16 protein-coding genes are annotated in these 16,699 nt (G+C 70.7%); 6 read left to right on the top strand and 10 right to left on the bottom strand.

The features are described from left to right. On the bottom strand, positions 1 to 809 hold an 809-nt coding region (locus ACJA3G_RS11840; RefSeq protein ID WP_406552885.1), incomplete at its 3' end, for a phosphoribosyltransferase domain-containing protein. Between the two features lie 38 nt (positions 810 to 847). Next, complete coding sequence (locus tag ACJA3G_RS11835) at positions 848 to 2,011, bottom strand: HpcH/HpaI aldolase/citrate lyase family protein (RefSeq protein ID WP_406552884.1); 1,164 nt, start codon at positions 2,009 to 2,011, stop codon at positions 848 to 850. A 242-nt stretch (positions 2,012 to 2,253) separates the two neighbouring features. Between ACJA3G_RS11835 and ACJA3G_RS11830 the strand changes: the two genes are divergently transcribed. Next, positions 2,254 to 3,195, top strand: coding sequence for a TerD family protein (locus ACJA3G_RS11830; RefSeq protein ID WP_406552883.1), 942 nt, complete (start codon positions 2,254 to 2,256; stop codon positions 3,193 to 3,195). Positions 3,196 to 3,247: 52 nt separating this feature from the next. Here the strand turns inward: ACJA3G_RS11830 and ACJA3G_RS11825 are convergent, their stop codons facing one another. The 6 genes from ACJA3G_RS11825 to ACJA3G_RS11800 form a co-directional block, all read right to left on the bottom strand. Continuing rightward, on the bottom strand, positions 3,248 to 3,979 hold the full coding sequence (locus tag ACJA3G_RS11825; protein ID WP_406552882.1) for a Tellurium resistance: 732 nt from the start codon (positions 3,977 to 3,979) through the stop codon (positions 3,248 to 3,250). A 131-nt stretch (positions 3,980 to 4,110) separates the two neighbouring features. Continuing rightward, on the bottom strand, positions 4,111 to 5,256 hold the full coding sequence (locus tag ACJA3G_RS11820) for a DUF475 domain-containing protein (protein ID WP_406552881.1): 1,146 nt from the start codon (positions 5,254 to 5,256) through the stop codon (positions 4,111 to 4,113). Positions 5,257 to 5,344: 88 nt separating this feature from the next. Next, positions 5,345 to 5,920 (bottom strand): TerD family protein, encoded by a 576-nt coding sequence (locus tag ACJA3G_RS11815; protein WP_358835648.1) that lies wholly within the window; start codon positions 5,918 to 5,920, stop codon positions 5,345 to 5,347. A gap of 91 nt (positions 5,921 to 6,011) precedes the next feature. Further along, entirely contained in the window at positions 6,012 to 6,587 is a 576-nt protein-coding gene (locus ACJA3G_RS11810; RefSeq protein ID WP_101392355.1) for a TerD family protein, read from the bottom strand. 122 nt (positions 6,588 to 6,709) lie between these two features. Further along, positions 6,710 to 7,168, bottom strand: coding sequence for a peroxiredoxin (locus tag ACJA3G_RS11805; protein ID WP_406552880.1), 459 nt, complete (start codon positions 7,166 to 7,168; stop codon positions 6,710 to 6,712). A 121-nt stretch (positions 7,169 to 7,289) separates the two neighbouring features. Beyond that, positions 7,290 to 7,712, bottom strand: coding sequence for a DUF3052 domain-containing protein (locus tag ACJA3G_RS11800; protein ID WP_406552879.1), 423 nt, complete (start codon positions 7,710 to 7,712; stop codon positions 7,290 to 7,292). Between the two features lie 392 nt (positions 7,713 to 8,104). On the opposite strand from ACJA3G_RS11800, the gene aceE reads away from it, so the two are divergent. After that, positions 8,105 to 10,852, top strand: a complete 2,748-nt coding sequence (aceE, locus tag ACJA3G_RS11795) for a pyruvate dehydrogenase (acetyl-transferring), homodimeric type (protein WP_406552878.1) — start codon at positions 8,105 to 8,107, stop codon at positions 10,850 to 10,852. A gap of 129 nt (positions 10,853 to 10,981) precedes the next feature. Next, positions 10,982 to 11,752 (top strand): potassium channel family protein, encoded by a 771-nt coding sequence (locus ACJA3G_RS11790; protein WP_406552877.1) that lies wholly within the window; start codon positions 10,982 to 10,984, stop codon positions 11,750 to 11,752. Positions 11,753 to 11,803: 51 nt separating this feature from the next. On the opposite strand, the gene ACJA3G_RS11785 is transcribed toward ACJA3G_RS11790, so the two are convergent. Next, the gene (locus ACJA3G_RS11785) at positions 11,804 to 12,178 is read right to left on the bottom strand and encodes a peptidase inhibitor family I36 protein (protein ID WP_406552876.1); all 375 of its coding nucleotides are present in this window, start codon (positions 12,176 to 12,178) and stop codon (positions 11,804 to 11,806) included. A gap of 507 nt (positions 12,179 to 12,685) precedes the next feature. Here ACJA3G_RS11785 and ACJA3G_RS11780 point away from each other — a divergent pair. Then, on the top strand, positions 12,686 to 13,897 hold the full coding sequence (locus tag ACJA3G_RS11780; protein WP_406552875.1) for an alpha/beta hydrolase: 1,212 nt from the start codon (positions 12,686 to 12,688) through the stop codon (positions 13,895 to 13,897). Between the two features lie 96 nt (positions 13,898 to 13,993). After that, positions 13,994 to 14,860, top strand: coding sequence for a DUF4429 domain-containing protein (locus ACJA3G_RS11775; protein ID WP_406552874.1), 867 nt, complete (start codon positions 13,994 to 13,996; stop codon positions 14,858 to 14,860). Positions 14,861 to 14,932: 72 nt separating this feature from the next. Here ACJA3G_RS11775 and ACJA3G_RS11770 read toward each other — a convergent pair whose 3' ends face one another. After that, positions 14,933 to 15,394 (bottom strand): MerR family transcriptional regulator, encoded by a 462-nt coding sequence (locus tag ACJA3G_RS11770; protein ID WP_406552873.1) that lies wholly within the window; start codon positions 15,392 to 15,394, stop codon positions 14,933 to 14,935. An 86-nt stretch (positions 15,395 to 15,480) separates the two neighbouring features. Here ACJA3G_RS11770 and ACJA3G_RS11765 point away from each other — a divergent pair, with 86 nt between their 5' ends. Beyond that, positions 15,481 to 16,293 carry a serine hydrolase domain-containing protein gene (locus ACJA3G_RS11765; RefSeq protein ID WP_406552872.1) on the top strand — a complete coding sequence of 271 codons (813 nt, stop codon included), beginning with the start codon at positions 15,481 to 15,483 and terminating at the stop codon, positions 16,291 to 16,293. Positions 16,294 to 16,699: the final 406 nt, after the last annotated feature.

Genomic DNA, 16,699 nt, shown 5'->3' with positions numbered 1-16,699 from the left:
GGTGGGCACAGCGGGACCCCGGCACTGGGCGGCGTTCCCTCGGCCTCCACCCCGTCCGGCTCACGCAGGCCCGCAGCGGCGGCGCCCTCGTGTTCGGCCACCAGGGCCATGCCCCGTTCCAGCACGCCCTCCGGCAGGAGAACCGTTCCTGCCGCCAGGGTCACCAGGTTCACCTCCGCGCCGATCTCCGACGCGAACGCGGACAGCCGGGAGCGGTCGGCCGGGGAGCGCATGTCGACCAGGGCGACTATCACGTACCGCGACCGGGGATAGCGCGCGTGCAGCGCCCTGATCGTGTTCAGGACCGTGTTGCCCGTCGAGAACTCGTCGTCCACCAGCACCAGCACCCCGTCCCCGGCCAGCAGCCCCGGGTCCTCCGGCAGCAGCAGATGGGAGGTGGCGTGGGAGTGGGACTCCTCGAAGCCGCCCGCCCGCGCGACGCCCTCGACGGCGCGGCGCGTGGAGTGCAGACAGGGGGCCACGCCGATGCCGTCCGCCACCGCGTGCCCCAGGCCGGTCGCGGTCTCCGCGTAGCCGAGGACGACCGCTCCCGAGGCGAGCGGGCCGAGCAGTTCCCGGACCTCCTCGCCGAGCGCGAACCCCGCCCCGTACACCCGCGAGGGCCACTGCGGAACATGCTTGCCCAGCACGTTGGAGACCAGCAGATGCGCGCGCTTGGGGTTGCGGCGCAGGGCGAGGCCCAGCAGCTCGGGCAACCTCTCGTCGCCCTGGAGTTCGACGCCGAGCCGCTCGGCGACCCACGTTCCCGACCAGACACCCACGTTGTCGATGCTCTCCTCCTCCATCATCCCGCCTCGGTCATCCCGTCCCGGCCGTCCCGTCACGGTCATCCGGCCAGGCCGGCGGTGAGCAGCTCCACGAAGCCGGTGTCCTCGTTGGCGACGCCGAAGACCTCGGCGCGCAACAGGGTCCGCTCGGCCCAGGCGCGGTGCGGCTTCACCTCGTTCATTTTGTTCGTGTACGCGGAGCGCAGCACTCCGCCCCCGCCCCGCTCCGGCCGCAGGATGTCCCGGGCGTCGCTGTACTCCTCGTGGCTGACCACGGAGAGCGCGTGCACCGGCACCACGTGCGAGGGGTGGATACAGGTCTTGCCGAGCAGCCCGTTGGCACGGTCGAGCTCTATCTCGCGCAGCAGGCCGTCGATGTCGTGCTCGATCAGCGTGGCGCGCAGCTCCTCCGCGCGCCCCTCCAGGAAGGGGCTGCGGCGCAGCTGGGGCTTGAACATGCGCTCCTGGAGGCGGAAGTACTCCCAGACCGGGCCGGTGATGGTGAAGCCCGTGCCGTCGGCGCGGCCCAGCACGTTGACCACGTCCGCGATCACCCCGGCCACGATCTGCACGTCGTACGCCGTCATGTCCGGCGAGCGGCGCAGCCCGTACGCCGAGCAGAAGTCGGTCACGCCGAGCCGCAGCGCCAGCACCCGCTCGCGGTACTTGTCGACGGTCCGGGAGATGCCGGTCAGCGTCTCGCAGCGGGTCTCCAGATGGAGCAGCTCGGGCGATTCCAGCACCGGCATGGCGAAGAGCCGCCGCCCGCTCGCGGCCTCGGCCTCGCCCAGCGCCTCCAGGAACGGCACCCCGCGTTCCTCGGTGAACTTCGGCAGCACGAATCCGGACAGCAGCCGCACCGAGGGGCCGAGCCGCCGCACCAGATCGGGGATCTGGGCGGGCTCGCGGACCCGGATGAAGAGCAGCGGGATCTGTGCGGCCCGTGCGTCGAGGTCGGCGAACTGGCGCACCAGATTGGCCTCCGCGCCCGCGACCTCGGCGTCGTCGATCGAGTCCTCCAGGCAGAGCACCATGGAGACCACGCCCCGGCGGGCCTGCTTGAGGACGTCGTCGGCGAGCGTGGGGCGGGTGGCGGGGCTGTACAGCGTGGCCCCGAGGGCCGCGGACAGCACCCGCGCGGGAGAGTCCGAGGTGAACTCGACGGGCTCCCGGTGGAACAGGTCCTTACGAGCAGCAGGCGGAACGTGCCCGAAGTGACGCATATGGATTCCCCTGTACTGCAACGATGGCCCGGACTGAGTGACGACGGGTGGCCGGTAATAGTACGTACGAACGCATGGCGGGAGTTCCCCGCGGGCGTGAAATCCAGGTGACCCGGCCGCGCTCTTCCGGTGCCGGCCGTGGACGCGGTACGTAAGGTACGTACAGCTCGACCGCGGAACAAGGCCGCCCTCCCGGGCCCCCGCGTTGTCCGGGCGGGCCGCGGGAAGGCAGGATGGCGACCATGACGCACGCGATGCTGAAGGGATCCAACGTCCCGCTGGACGCCACGGCCGTACGGGCCGTGCTCCGCTGGACGCCGGGCTCGGGCGTCCCGGACGTGGACGCCTCGGCGCTGCTGCTGGCCGCCGACGGCCGTGTGCGCTCCGACGAGGACTTCGTCTTCTACAACCAGCCGCGCCACCCCTCCGGCCTGGTGCGGCGGCTGCCCAAGAAGCGGGACGGGGACGGTCTGACCGACACCGTCGAGGCGGATCTCGCCGCGCTGGACCCGTCCGTCGACCGCGTCCTGGTCACCGCCTCCTCGGACGGCGCGACCTTCGGCCAGGTACGGGACCTGCGGATCCTGCTGTACGACGCGGGTCGCAGCGGCGGCGAGCCGCTGGCGGTCTTCGATGTGCAGGCGGAGACCGGCGAGGAGACCGCGATCATCTGCGGCGAGCTCTACCGGCGCGCCGAGACGTGGAAGTTCCGCGCGGTCGGGCAGGGCTATCCGACCGGGCTCGTGGGGCTGGCGACCGAGTACGGGATCTCCGTGGACGAGGACGAGGCGGAGGGCGCCGACAGCGCCTCCTCCGGCGGCGCCCGGACCCAGACCCGGAACCCGGACGAGGCCAGGACGCACGGCCGGGCGGCCCAGGCCCCGGCGCCCCCGGCGTCCGTGTCGCAGCCGCTGCCGCCGGCCGTTCCGGTGGCGGCCCAGCCGCAGCCGCAGCCCCAGACCACCCAGCCGTACGTGCCGCCGCTGCCGCCCGTCTCGCCGCCCTCGTACGGCTATCCGCAGCCCGGGCCGCTCCCACAGCCGCCGGCGCACCAGCCCTCGTACGGCTATCCCCAGCCCGCCTCGGCGGAGTCCGGCTACGGCTATCCGCAGCCGGCGGCGGCCCACCCGGCGGACCCGGACTTCACGCTGCCCCCGATGGGGCCGCAGTTCATCCGGCAGTGACGGGAGGGGCCGGACGGGCCGACACCCGCCGGGCCCGGTCACGGGCGCACTCTCACGCCTTCGTCTTGTAGCCGCGCCCCCACTGGAGCCCCCATCCGTAGAGCCGGTCCAGCTCGGCCTGGAAGCCGTACACGAACTTCACCTCGCGTCGCACGACCATGTCTCCCTTGACGTTCTCGATGGTGACGACCGCGCAGGACCGGGCCTGCGGGGCGTGCTCGTCCAGGTCGATCTCTATGCGCGGGCCGTTGCTCGGGTAGAGCGTGACCTTGGCGTGCGTACGGTCGAAGGCGGGCGTCTGGTCGTAGATGTAGACGAAGACCAGCAGCCGCTTGATGGCCTCGCGGTGGTCGAGGTTGATGTAGATCGTCTCGCCGGACGGCGAGCCGAACCGGTCGTCGCCGCTGAGCTGGACGTAGGGCGGGGCGTTGGTGGCGCCGAGGAAGCTGCCGAGCGGCTGCACCACGCCCTTGCTGCCGTCGGTGAGCTCGTAGAGGCAGCCCAGGTCGAGGTCGACGTTGACGACGCCCTGGGTGTGCGCCTGGACCAGGTCGGGCTTGAAGAGTTTGAACGGGTGCCGCAGCACGCTGGGGCGCGAGCGCCCGCCGAAGTCGGAGGTGCGCATCCGCCACGACAGGTTGACGCGCAGCGACCCGGAGTCGGCGCCCTGTTTGCCGAGCGAGATCACCGGGTGCCGTTTGGTCAGCTCGATGGCGTTGCTCGCGGCGCTGCCCGTGTCGAACTGCGCCGACGGCCTGCCGCGCAGGCTGTCCCAGAAGGCCATGTCTTCCCCACCCCTATACGAACCACGTCGACGGCCCCGCACCGCGAGAAACGGCGGGGCGGCCGGAGGCACGCGCCTCCGGCCGCCCCGCTCAGAGCGTTCCGCAATCGTCGACGGGTCACACCACGGATTCAGACCCCGCTGGAGACTTCCGCCTTCTCACTGAAGTCCCCGCCGCCCTCCGCGGCGATCCGCTTGTTGCGGCGGACCGAGGACCAGAAGGACCAGGCGATCAGGACGACGCCGACGAGACCGGTGATGACCTCGTTGATCTCGTACTGGATGGTGACCAGCAGGATCACCGAGAGGGCGCCGATGGCGTAGTGCGCGCCGTGCTCCAGGTAGACGTAGTCGTCGAGGGTGCCCTGGCGGACCAGGTAGACCGTGAGGGACCGCACGTACATCGCGCCGATGCCGAGGCCGAGCGCCATCAGGACGATGTCGTTGGTGATGGCGAAGGCGCCGATGACGCCGTCGAAGGAGAACGAGGCGTCCAGGACCTCCAGGTAGAGGAACATGAAGAACGCGGCCTTGCCGGCCAGCAGGACCGCCGCGCCGGCGCCCTTGCCGCTCTTCCTGGCCTCTTCCTGGGCCTCCTGCTCGGCTTCCTCCTCTTCCTCCAGCTTGTCCTCGAAGTAGCCGGAGAGACCGCCGACGATCATGTACGTGATCAGGCCGGCGATGCCGGAGATGAGGACCGTCTCACCCTTGTCCGCGTGCGCCCCGCCGTGCAGATGGGCGTGGGTCGCGAAGGTCATCGAGGAGACGAGCAGCACGCCGAGGGCGATGGCGACGGAGAGCATGTCGACCTTGCCCAACTTGGCCAGCGGTCGCTCGATCCAGCGCAGCCACTGGATGTCCCGGTCCTCGAAGATGAAGTCCAGGAAGATCATGAGCAGGAACATGCCACCGAAGGCGGCGATCGACGCGTGCGCGTCGGTCACCAGTTCCTTGTAGTGCTCCTTCTCGTTCAGCGCGAGGTTGACGGCCTCGATGGGGCCGATCTTGGCGCTGATGGCGACGATGACGACAGGGAAGACCAGCCGCATGCCGAAGACGGCGATGAGCACACCGACCGTGAGGAAGATCTTCTGCCAGAAGGCGTTCATCTTCTTCAGGATTCCGGCGTTGACCACCGCGTTGTCGAACGACAGCGAGATCTCCAGGATGGACAGGATCGCCACGATCCCGAAGGCGGTCCAGCCGTCGTAGAGCACTGCCAGGGCAAGACCGATCGCAGTGATCACGAATGACCAGCCGAAGGTTTTCAGAATCACTGACTTCCCCATCTAGCTAGGCGGGGTCCCCCCAGACGGAGTCTGGGGGAGGGTCGCCCCCCGCGCCGCACCCGACTTGGGCACGGCTTTACGAAACGTTGACCCCGAAGTCTAGAGCGATCCCCCGCAGTCCGGACGCGTACCCCTGACCGACCGCTCGGAACTTCCATTCGCCGCTGTACCGGTAGAGCTCGCCGAAGATCATCGCGGTCTCGGTGGAGGCGTCCTCGCTCAGGTCGTACCGCGCGAGCTCCTGGCCGTCGGCCTGGTTGACCACCCGGATGAAAGCATTGCTGACCTGGCCGAACGTCTGGCCGCGGTTGTCCGCCTCATGGATCGAGACCGGGAAGACGATCTTGTCGCAGTGGGCCGGCACCTGGGACAGGTCGACGATGATCGACTCGTCGTCGCCCTCACCCTCACCGGTGAGGTTGTCCCCGGTGTGTTCGACCGAGCCGTCGGGGCTGGTGAGGTTGTTGTAGAAGACGAACCACTCGTCGCCGAGGACGCGGCCCGACTGGCACAGCAGCGCGCTGGCGTCGAGGTCGAAGTCGGCTCCGGTGGTGGACCGCGCGTCCCAGCCGAGACCGACCAGCACCCGGGTGAGGTTCGGTGCGGCCTTGGACAGGGAGACATTGCCCCCCTTGGCGAGCGTGACGCCCATGATCGTGAGTCCTCCCCTGAATGGCGAACGAAGGGTTGAGCGCGTCCGGCGCCGCACGGGTGTGCGGCGCCGGACGAGGGAGAGCGACGGCTCAGACGTTGACGCCGAAGTCCTGCGCGATACCGCGCAGGCCCGACGCATACCCCTGGCCGATGGCGCGGAACTTCCACTCCGCGCCGTTGCGGTACAGCTCGCCGAAGACCATGGCGGTCTCCGTCGAGGCGTCCTCGCTCAGGTCGTACCGGGCGAGCTCGGTGTTGTCGGCCTGGTTCACCACGCGGATGTACGCGTTGCGGACCTGGCCGAACGACTGCTGGCGGCTCTCGGCCTCGTAGATCGAGACCGGGAACACGATCTTGTGAACATCGGCCGGGACCCCGGCCAGGTTCACCTTGATGACCTCGTCGTCGCCCTCGCCCTCACCGGTGAGGTTGTCACCGGTGTGCTCGACGGAGCCGTCGGGGCTCTTGAGGTTGTTGAAGAAGACGAAGTTCGAGTCGTTGGCGACCTTGCCCTGGTCGTTGGTCAGCAGTGCGCTGGCGTCCAGGTCGAAGTCACCCCCGGTGGTGGTACGAGCGTCCCAGCCCAGACCGACGATGACCGCGGTCAGGTTGGGGGCGGCCTTGGTCAGCGAGACGTTGCCGCCCTTGCTGAGGCTGACTCCCACGAGTCCTCCCAATGGTGTGAGGGGCCGGCTTAGGTCAGCGTCCCCGTCGTGCGTTGGCATCGGATCAACGTCTGGATCCTAGTGACCGGTTCCCGCCTCAAACAGGCGATTCGACCGATGGATCACAGGGTGTCGAGCGCCTTGACGTAGTCATTCAGGTCCCGGGCGTCCGGCAGACCGTTCTCGACGGTCCAGCGGACCACGCCGTCCTTGTCGATGACGAAGGTGCCGCGCACCGCGCAGCCCTTCTCCTCGTCGAAGACGCCGTACGCGCGCGAGACCTCGCCGTGCGGCCAGAAGTCCGACAGGAGCGGGTACTCCAGGCCCTCCTGGTCGGCGAAGACGCGCAGGGTGTGGATCGAGTCGTTGGAGACGGCGAGCAGCTGGGTGTCGCGGTCGGTGAACTGCGGCAGGTTGTCGCGCAGCGCGCACAGCTCACCCGTGCAGACGCCGGTGAAGGCGAACGGGTAGAAGAGGAGCACCACGTTCTTCTCGCCGCGGAAGTCGGAGAGCTTCACGGTCCGGCCGTGGTTGTCCTTGAGCTCGAAGTCCGGGGCCTTGGTGCCGACCTCGATCGCCATGGAAAAGCCATCCCTTCTCTGGGCCCGGGCGGAAGGCCGCCGTGGACCGTCCTGATGGGCCCCACCCTACGCAAGGGCCCCCGCCGGCGTGCGCCGGCGGGGGCCCCGAGAGAGCGGAGGATCAGCGCTTGGGCGCGACGAGACGGCTGCCCGTCCAGTCCTTTCCGACGCTGATGCTCTTGGTCTGCGAGAGACCGGCGGTCTGCGCGGCGTCGCTCATGTCGCTGGGCTCGATGTATCCGTCCCGGCCGGTCTTGGGAGCCAGCAGCCAGATGACGCCGCCGTCCTCCAGGAGGCCGATGGCATCGACCAGGGCGTCCGTGAGGTCACCGTCCTCGTCGCGGAACCACAGCAGCACGGCGTCGGCGACGTCGTCGTAGTCCTCATCCACGAGATCCTGGCCAATGATGGACTCGATGCCTTCACGGAGATCCTGGTCGACGTCTTCGTCGTAGCCGATCTCCTGGACCACCTGTCCGGGCTCGAACCCCAGCCTTGCAGCCGGGTTGGTCCGCTCCTCCGCGTGGTCCGCGGTCGCGCTCACGGCTTGCCTCCTGATCTTGATTAGGTAAGTAATGCGGCCCCACGCACGCGCGAGGCTTGGGCGTAGTCCACACGGGCGGGACGAATCGCGCAAGTACCAGGCCCCCGAACCCGCCCTTTGGGGTGCAGTCGGCCCCCGGTGACGGGCGAACCCGGGCCCGGTGGTGATTCATCCCACACCCTTGCAGATAGTTTGCACGCTTCTGCTCCGTGCGTACGCCAATCGGGGTCACGCGCCCTTTGGGGAACACGCGCACGCCTTGGGCGTAAGGTTGCGATTTGGGCTGCCGCACACCCCGTTACCCCTCGGTAGAGATGACGTTTCCGCCCTCGCGGTCCACGATGGGATGCGGCGCACCACCCCCGCACGCCCCCCGACAGCGAAGGAACAGCGTGGCTTCCGGATCCGATCGCAACCCGATCATCATTGGCGGCCTTCCCAGCCAGGTCCCGGACTTCGATCCGGAGGAGACCGAGGAATGGCTCGCCTCCCTGGACGCGGCGGTCGACGAGCGGGGGCGTGAGCGCGCCCGCTATCTGATGCTCCGACTCATCGAGCGCGCCCGCGAGAAGCGCGTGGCCGTGCCCGAGATGCGCAGCACGGACTACGTCAACACGATCGCCACCAAGGACGAACCGTTCTTCCCCGGCAACGAGGAGATCGAGCGCAAGGTCCTCAACGCCACCCGGTGGAACGCCGCGGTGATGGTCTCGCGCGCCCAGCGCCCGGGCATCGGGGTCGGCGGCCACATCGCCACCTTCGCCTCCTCCGCCTCCCTCTACGACGTGGGCTTCAACCACTTCTTCCGGGGCAAGGACGACGGCAGGGGCGGCGACCAGATCTTCTTCCAGGGGCACGCCTCCCCCGGGATCTACGCCCGCGCCTACCTCCTGGACCGCCTCTCCGAGCAGCAGCTCGACGCGTTCCGCCAGGAGAAGTCCAAGGCGCCGTACGGACTGTCCTCGTACCCGCACCCGCGGCTGATGCCGGACTTCTGGGAGTTCCCGACCGTCTCGATGGGCCTCGGCCCGCTCGGCGCGATCTACCAGGCCCGGATGAACCGCTACATGGAGGCGCGCGGCATCGCCGACACCTCCGACTCGCATGTGTGGGCCTACCTCGGCGACGGCGAGATGGACGAGCCGGAGTCGCTCGGCCAGCTCTCCATCGCCGCCCGCGAGGGCCTGGACAACCTGACCTTCGTCGTCAACTGCAACCTCCAGCGCCTCGACGGCCCGGTGCGCGGCAACGGCAAGGTCATCCAGGAGCTGGAGTCGCAGTTCCGCGGCGCCGGCTGGAACGTCATCAAGCTGGTGTGGGACCGCTCCTGGGACCCGCTGCTCGCCCAGGACCGCGACGGCATCCTGGTCAACAAGCTGAACACCACGCCGGACGGCCAGTTCCAGACGTACGCCACGGAGACCGGCGCCTACATCCGCGAGCACTTCTTCGGCGACGACCACCGGCTGCGCGCCATGGTCGAGAACATGACCGACCAGCAGATCCAGCACCTGGGCCGCGGCGGTCACGACCACAAGAAGGTGTACGCGGCGTACGCGGCGGCCAAGGCGCACAAGGGCCAGCCGACCGTGATCCTCGCGCAGACGGTCAAGGGCTGGACGCTCGGCCCGAACTTCGAGGGCCGCAACGCGACCCATCAGATGAAGAAGCTGACCGTCGAGGACCTCAAGCGCTTCCGCGACCGGCTGCACATCCCGATCACGGACGCCCAGCTGGAGGCCGGCGCCCCGCCGTACTACCACCCGGGCCGCAACTCCGAAGAGATCCAGTACATGCACGACCGCCGCAAGGGCCTCGGCGGCTATGTGCCGACCCGTGTGGTGCGCGCGAAGCCCCTGCAGCTGCCGGAGGACAAGACCTACGCCGCCGCGAAGAAGGGCTCGGGAGCGCAGTCGATCGCCACCACCATGGCGTTCGTCCGCATCCTGAAGGACCTGATGCGGGACAAGGAGATCGGCAGGCGGTTCGTGCTGATCGCGCCGGACGAGTACCGCACGTTCGGCATGGACGCGTTCTTCCCGAGCGCGAAGATCTACAACCCGCTCGGCCAGCAGTACGAGGCGGTCGACCGCGATCTGCTGCTCGCCTACAAGGAGTCCCCGACCGGCCAGATGCTGCACGACGGCATCTCCGAGGCGGGCTGCACGGCCTCGCTGATCGCCGCGGGCTCGGCGTACGCCACGCACGGCGAGCCGCTGATCCCGGTCTACGTCTTCTACTCGATGTTCGGTTTCCAGCGCACCGGCGACCAGTTCTGGCAGATGGCCGACCAGCTCTCGCGCGGTTTCGTCCTGGGCGCGACCGCCGGACGCACCACGCTGACCGGCGAGGGGCTCCAGCACGCCGACGGCCACTCGCACCTGCTCGCCTCGACCAACCCGGGCTGTGTCGCCTACGACCCGGCGTTCGGGTACGAGATCGCGCACATCGTCCAGGACGGTCTGCGCCGGATGTACGGCGAGACCGCCGACGGCAGGCCCGGCGAGGACGTCTTCTACTACCTGACCGTCTACAACGAGCCGATCCAGCACCCGGCCGAGCCGGCGGACGTCGACGTCGAGGGCATCCTCAAGGGCATCCACCGCTACGCCCCGGGCACCGCGGGCACCATCCCGGCGCAGATCATGGCGTCCGGCGTGGCCGTCCCGTGGGCCGTCGAGGCACAGCGGATCCTCGCCGAGGAGTGGAACGTCCGGGCCGACGTCTGGTCCGCGACCTCCTGGAACGAGCTGCGGCGCGACGCCGTGGAGGCGGAGGAGCACAACCTGCTCCACCCGGAGGAGGAGCAGCGCGTCCCGTACGTCACCCGCAAGCTCTCCGGCGCCGACGGCCCCTTCGTCGCGGTCTCGGACTGGATGCGGGCCGTGCCGGACCAGATCTCGCGCTGGGTGCCCGGCCGGTACACCTCGCTGGGCGCCGACGGGTTCGGCTTCGCCGACACCCGGGGCGCGGCACGGCGTTACTTCCACATCGACGCCCAGTCGATCGTCCTGGCGGTGCTCACCGAGCTCGCCCGGGACGGCAAGGTGGACCGCTCGGCGCTGAAGCAGGCCGTCGACCGCTACCGGCTGCTCGACGTCACGGCCGCGGACCCGGGCGCGGCGGGCGGCGACGCGTAGCACCCGCGCCACGGGCTCGGCTCCGGCGCGTGGCGGTGCGACGTGTTCGTTCCGCCACGGGCCGGGCCCGCCCGGTCGCGCCGTTCCCCGCGCCCCCGAGGGGCGCGGGGACGCTTTTACTATGCGCATATGAAGCAACTTCCCGCGCAGACGCGATGGGAGCGGCGGACCCAGTGGCCGCTGCTCGCGCTGGCCGTCGCCTTCGCCTGTGCCTACACCGTGCCCGTCGTCCATCCGGGGGCGGGGAACGGGGTGCACCAGGCGTGCGTCGGCACGGAGTGGGTGGTGTGGGGCGCTTTCGCCTGCGACTACCTGGTGCGGTTCGCCCTGGCGGGCAGGAAGCTGCACTTCGTCCGCACGCACTGGCTGGACCTGCTCGCCGTGGTGCTGCCGCTGATCCAGCCGCTGCGGCTGCTCCGGGTCGTCTCCACGCTCGCCCTGGTGGGACGGCGGGCGCGGATGGCCCCGCAGATACAGCTGACCGTCTATGTGGGCGGGGCGGTGGTCGGGCTGCTGATGTTCGGCTCGCTGGCCGTCCTGGAGGTGGAGCGGAGCGCGCCGGGCGGGAACATCAAGACGCTGGGTGACGCGGTGTGGTGGTCGTTCACCACGATGACCACCGTCGGCTACGGCGACCACGCCCCCACCACCGGACTCGGACGGCTCATCGCCGTGGGCCTGATGCTCTCCGGCATCGCCCTGCTCGGTGTGGTGACCGCGAACATCGCGGCCTGGTTCATCTCGCGCTTCGATCGCGACGGCGAGGAGGAGCGGCGCCAGACCGCGCTCCTGGAGACGCTCGCCCAGGAGGTGCGGTCGCTGCGCGGGCAGGTGGCGGCGCTGACGGGCCCGGCGGAGTGCGTCTGCGGGCAGAGCACCCGGGGCGCGCCCCTGAGCTGAGGCGCGCACGGGAGCCGATGCGGTCATGGCAGCCCAGGCACTCATGGGAGCTCAGCTCTCCCACACCTTGAAGGCCCGCACCCGGTAGGGGTTCTGCGGCACCCAGGAGCCGCCGCCGGGGTAGGTGGCGAACTCGGCCGTCTCCGCGCACTCCGCCGACTGGTACACCGTCACCGGGCGGCCCGTCCGGTTGGCCAGGGACACCGCGTCCGTGCCGGCCGGTAACGCCGTGCAGCTCTCGATCTCGACGGTCCGCAGGTCGTACACCTGCCGGCCGCCCCTGAAGTCCGGCTGCTTCCACAGGCACAGCTCGCCCGGTGCGCAGGTGCCCAGGCGTGGCGGGGCCGCCTGCGCGGGTGTGGGCAGCAGGAACGCCGTGGTGGCGAGGACGGCCGCCGCCGCGGCAGCCGTGGTCGTACGTGTCATCGGTCAACCCCCGTGTCGTCGGCCCCGCTTGTCGTGGCCTCCTTGATCACAGAACGCACCCCGGCGGGCCCGGGTTTCCGTACGGCCCAGGTTCACCCGGAGAGGTGAAATCCCCGGCGGAGGCGACACGAAAGACCCCGGCCGAGGCGGCACGGAAGGAGGCGCACCGGGTGTCAGGCCCACCGGTGTGACGAGAGTCGCGGGCGGCCCGTGGAGGTAGCCGGGAGGGCACCGGTGCGGACGCGCCGAGGCGGCCGGCCGGGCCCCGTTCCGGTCATCCGGGCCCGGCGCTCACGGCCGACGGGCGCGCCTGACCAGGCAGAGAAGGCGTTCGGCCGGACGGCTGACGCACCCGGGGCATACGCGATCATCACGGGCGCGCGCCGCACGGAGCGTACGCCCGCGCGCGCGGGCGGTGACACCAGCTCACCCTTCACGACCTGCTCAAACGTGATCTGAGTCACTGTCACCCCAGCACGCCTCCCGCGCCTCCTACTCTGTACCGCAGTGACTTCCTTCGACTCCTCCCCCACACTCAACGTCTGGCGCGCGCTGCTCGCGCTCGCCGTCGTGTTCATGATGCTCGCGACCTCGGGCTGGACCGCGGTCCGCGGCCACCAGGGGTCGAGCGAGCCGCGTGCCGTCGCCCTCGCCGCCTGGGCGCGGGGCAGCCTCGACGGCCAGAAGCTCCCGGCCCCGGACGCCTCACCGCGCCGGCTCGCCCGCTTCTTCGCCTCGCTGAGCGCCCCCGAGCGCACCGACCTGGCCCGGCGCTATCCGCTGGTCGTCGGCAACCTCAACGGCGCGCCGGTCCCGCTGCGCTACGAGGCGAACCGCCTCGCCCTGGTCGAGGCGCGCGACACCGAGCGGGCCCGGATGCACGACGCCCGGCTCACCCTCGACGGCCGCCGCAGCGCGGGCCGCCGGATGCACCGGTTCGAATCGCTGATCGCGGGCGACCGCCAGATCCTCGCCTTCGACCCCTGGGACACCGGCCGGGTCGCCGAGGTCTTCGGCGACCTCGAACACGCCGAGCGGGTCTCGGTGATCATCCCGGGCGTCGACACCAGCGCCATGACGTTCGAGAGGACGACGCGCCAGTACTCCGCCCCGGTGGGCATGGCGCAGTCGCTGTACGCGGCGGAGCGCGCGGCGGGTCCGCGCACCCGCACCGCCGTCATCGCGTGGGCCGACTACACCACTCCGGCCGGGCTGGGCATCGACTCCGCGATCGGCCGGCTGGCCGAGGAGGGGGCGGTCCGCCTGGACCACCTCGTCCGCGCCCTGCCGGGCAATGCGCCGGTCTCCCTGTTCTGCCACAGCTACGGCTCGGTGCTGTGCGGCGTCGCCGCGCACCGGCTGCCGCCCCGCGTGGTCGACATCGCGGTCGCGGGCAGCCCCGGCATGCGCACCCAGAGCGCCTCCCACCTGGGCACCTCCGCCCGGGTCTGGGCGATGCGGGACCGCGACGACTGGATCGAGGACGTGCCGCACCTGGACGTCGCGGGCCTGGGCCACGGCGCGGACCCGGTCTCCTCCGGGTTCGGCGCGCGGGTGCTCTCGGCGGCCGGCGCCGTGGGCCACGCGGGTTATTTCGTGCCCGGCACCCAGAGCCTCGCCAACTTCGCCGCCATCGGCGTCGGTTCGTACGAGTCGGTCAGCTGTCTCAAAGGCAATACGGCCTGCCAACGCGGTATTTCCGGCGCGGACGCGGCCTGACGCGCGTAGAAATCGGTGGCGCCGCATACATACGTGTGACATTGCGGCCGGCGCCGAGGGGGGACGCGCGGGCGCGCGCCGCCTACGATGAGGCGCATGGGTGATGTGCTGGCCGGAATTCATGCCACCTGGGAGTTCGAGTCCGACTCCGTACTCATCCGCTTCGAACGGGGGATACGCACGCCGAAGCTCTTCACGGCGCTGCGCGAACGGCGCGTCCCCCACGAAGCGTTGGAGTCGGTGACGCTGACCCCGGGCAAGCGCGGCACGGTGGTGCTGCACGCGGTGCCGAGACCTGGCGCCGATCCGCTGATGGAAGCCGCGGCGGGGCAGCTGAAGGACGGGTGCGATCCGTACCGCCTGGTGCTGCCCGCGGAGCGCGAGACGCTCGCCGAGTACTACGCGGACGAGCTGCGCGCGCTGCTCGGCCCGGACGCGGACGAGCCGTCGGAGCGGTATCTGGTGGCCGCGCCCGAGCTGCCGCAGAGCTTCAAGGCGTACGACGGGAAGGCGTCCTTCGACGGCCGCCAGGTGTCCTTCCGCTGGTTCTGGACGGGCGCCTCCTCGGCGAAGTGGAAGGCGGGCGACCAGACGTTCCCGCTGGCCTCGCTCTGCGGGGTCGAGTGGCGCTCGCCGGAGGTCTTCGACGGCTATCTGCGGCTGCTGCGGCGGGATGCCGGGGCCGCGGCGCCGCAGGCCGACCAGGACCCGGCGGCGGTCGTCTTCGGCCTGGGGTACGGGCCGGTCCACGAGTCGCTGCCGTTCGCCGCGGCGGTCCTCCAGGCGATCCGGGGCTCGGCCGGCGCCCCGGTCCCGGTCCCGGTGGCCACGGTGGCCGCCGGGCGGCGCGACCCCGCCGACATCGCCGAAAGGATCCGGCACCTGGGTGAACTCCACCGGGCCGGGCTGGTGACGGACGACGAATTCAGCGCGAAGAAGGCGGAGTTGCTGGCGGAGCTGTGAGCGGTGGGGCTCGGGTGAATGGTGGGGCTGGGGTGTGCGGTGGGGCTCGGGTGTGCGGTGGGCCGCCGTCGCTCAGACCGTTTCCGACACCGGTCGGGCGTCCGCGTAAAAGTTGATCTTGTGGTCGAGCACGGCGAGGGTGTCCTGGAGCTCCGCCATGCGGGTCAGCACGTCGCGCCGGGTCTGCTCCAGAAGCTCCCGCCGCGCGTCGAAGGTGTGCGCGCCCTCCCGGACCAGCTCCGCGTAGCGGACCATGTCCGCGACCGGCATCCCGGTCAGCCGCAGCTTGCCGACGAAGGTCAGCCAGTCGAGGTCCTTGTTGGTGAACCGCCGCTGCCCGGTGTGCGAGCGGTCCACGTGCGGCATGAGACCGATCCGCTCGTACCAGCGCAGGGTGTGCGCGGAGAGCCCGCTCACCGCCGCGACCTCGCTGATCGTGTAGCGGTCCTGGCCGTCGGGGCGCGGGTGCGTCGGGCGGGCCTTGCACAGGTCCACGACCGCCGGCTTCACAGGCATGCTCTCGATCACCGTCATGACCCCCAACCTAGAAGGTTGGAGTGCACTCCAAGCAAGGGGATTGTGCCGCGGGCGTCCCGGCGGGACCGTTTAGGCTCGTACGCATGAAGAGCCTGGCGCTGATCGAGAACTGGCCCGTGCCGCACGCGGCGGCGGCCGTCGTCCGGGCGGACGGCACCGTCGTCGGGGCGCACGGCCCCACCGGGCAGCGCTTCCCGCTGGCCTCCGTCACCAAGCCGCTCACCGCGTACGCCACGCTGGTCGCGTACGAGGAGGGCGCCGTCGAGCTGGACGAGCCCGCCGGACCCGAGGGCTCGACCGTACGGCACCTGCTGGCGCACACCTCGGGGCTCGCGTTCGACGAGCACCGGGTGATGGGGGTGCCCGGGGAGCGGCGGCTCTACTCCAACGCCGGCTTCGAGGTGCTGGGCGACCACATCGCCAAGGCGACGGGCATCCCGTTCGCGGAGTATCTGCGGCAGGGCGTGCTCGAACCGCTCGGGATGACGTCCACCACGCTCGATGGCTCGCCCGCCAAGGACGGCGTCTCGACCGTCGACGACCTGGCGCGGTTCGCGGCGGAGGTGCAGGCGCCGCGGCTGCTGCATCCGATGACGGTCGCCGAGGCGATGACCGTGCAGTTCCCGGGGACGAAGGGGGTGCTGCCGGGGTACGGGCACCAGAGCCCCAACGACTGGGGGCTGGGGTTCGAGATCCGGTCCTCGAAGTCGCCCCACTGGACGGGGCTTTCGTCCTCGCCCCGGACCTTCGGGCACTTCGGGCAGGCCGGGACGTTCCTGTGGGTCGACCCGGAGGCGTCGGCCGCGTGTGTGGCCCTGACGGACCGGGCGTTCGGGCCGTGGGCGGTCGAGGTGTGGCCCGCGTTCACCGACGCGGTACGGGCGGAGATCGCGTAGCCGGCCGGCCGGGGGCCGGTGGTGCCCGGTGTTCGTCTGCGGGCCGGTGGTGGGTCGCTCGCGCAGTTCCCCGCGCCCCTTCAAGGCCCGGTCTTCGTCTGCGGGCCGGTGGTGGGTTGCTCGCGCAGTTCCCCGCGCCCCTTCGAGGCCCGGCCTTCGCCTGCGGACCGTGGTGGGTCGCTCGCGCAGTTCCCCGCGCCCCTTCGAGGCCCGGCCTTCGCCTGCGGACCGTGGTGGGTTGCTCGCGCAGTTCCCCGCGCCCCTCAGGTCGTCCGCCGCAGCCGGGGAACCCAGCTCAGCCACAGGCCTTCAGGGGCGCGGGGAACTGCGCGACCAGCCACCCACGGTCCGCAGACGAAGCACCGCACACCGCACCCGCGCCCACCCACGGTCCGCAGACAAAGCA

The organism is Streptomyces sp. YS-3 (genome assembly GCF_045257485.1).
In the GTDB taxonomy this organism is placed as follows: Bacteria; Actinomycetota; Actinomycetes; order Streptomycetales; family Streptomycetaceae; genus Streptomyces.
Note: the sequence above shows the minus strand (reverse complement) of the source record. Positions and strands in the feature narration are given on the sequence as shown.

Coding starts and splice junctions, on each gene's coding strand:
- ACJA3G_RS11835 (WP_406552884.1), bottom strand. CDS start 2,011: ATGCGTCACTTCGGGCACGTTCCGCCTGCTGCTCGTAAGGACCTGTTC.
- ACJA3G_RS11830 (WP_406552883.1), top strand. CDS start 2,254: ATGACGCACGCGATGCTGAAGGGATCCAACGTCCCGCTGGACGCCACG.
- ACJA3G_RS11825 (WP_406552882.1), bottom strand. CDS start 3,979: ATGGCCTTCTGGGACAGCCTGCGCGGCAGGCCGTCGGCGCAGTTCGAC.
- ACJA3G_RS11815 (WP_358835648.1), bottom strand. CDS start 5,920: ATGGGCGTCACGCTCGCCAAGGGGGGCAATGTCTCCCTGTCCAAGGCC.
- ACJA3G_RS11805 (WP_406552880.1), bottom strand. CDS start 7,168: ATGGCGATCGAGGTCGGCACCAAGGCCCCGGACTTCGAGCTCAAGGAC.
- ACJA3G_RS11790 (WP_406552877.1), top strand. CDS start 10,982: ATGAAGCAACTTCCCGCGCAGACGCGATGGGAGCGGCGGACCCAGTGG.
- ACJA3G_RS11785 (WP_406552876.1), bottom strand. CDS start 12,178: ATGACACGTACGACCACGGCTGCCGCGGCGGCGGCCGTCCTCGCCACC.
- ACJA3G_RS11775 (WP_406552874.1), top strand. CDS start 13,994: ATGGGTGATGTGCTGGCCGGAATTCATGCCACCTGGGAGTTCGAGTCC.
- ACJA3G_RS11770 (WP_406552873.1), bottom strand. CDS start 15,394: ATGACGGTGATCGAGAGCATGCCTGTGAAGCCGGCGGTCGTGGACCTG.
- ACJA3G_RS11765 (WP_406552872.1), top strand. CDS start 15,481: ATGAAGAGCCTGGCGCTGATCGAGAACTGGCCCGTGCCGCACGCGGCG.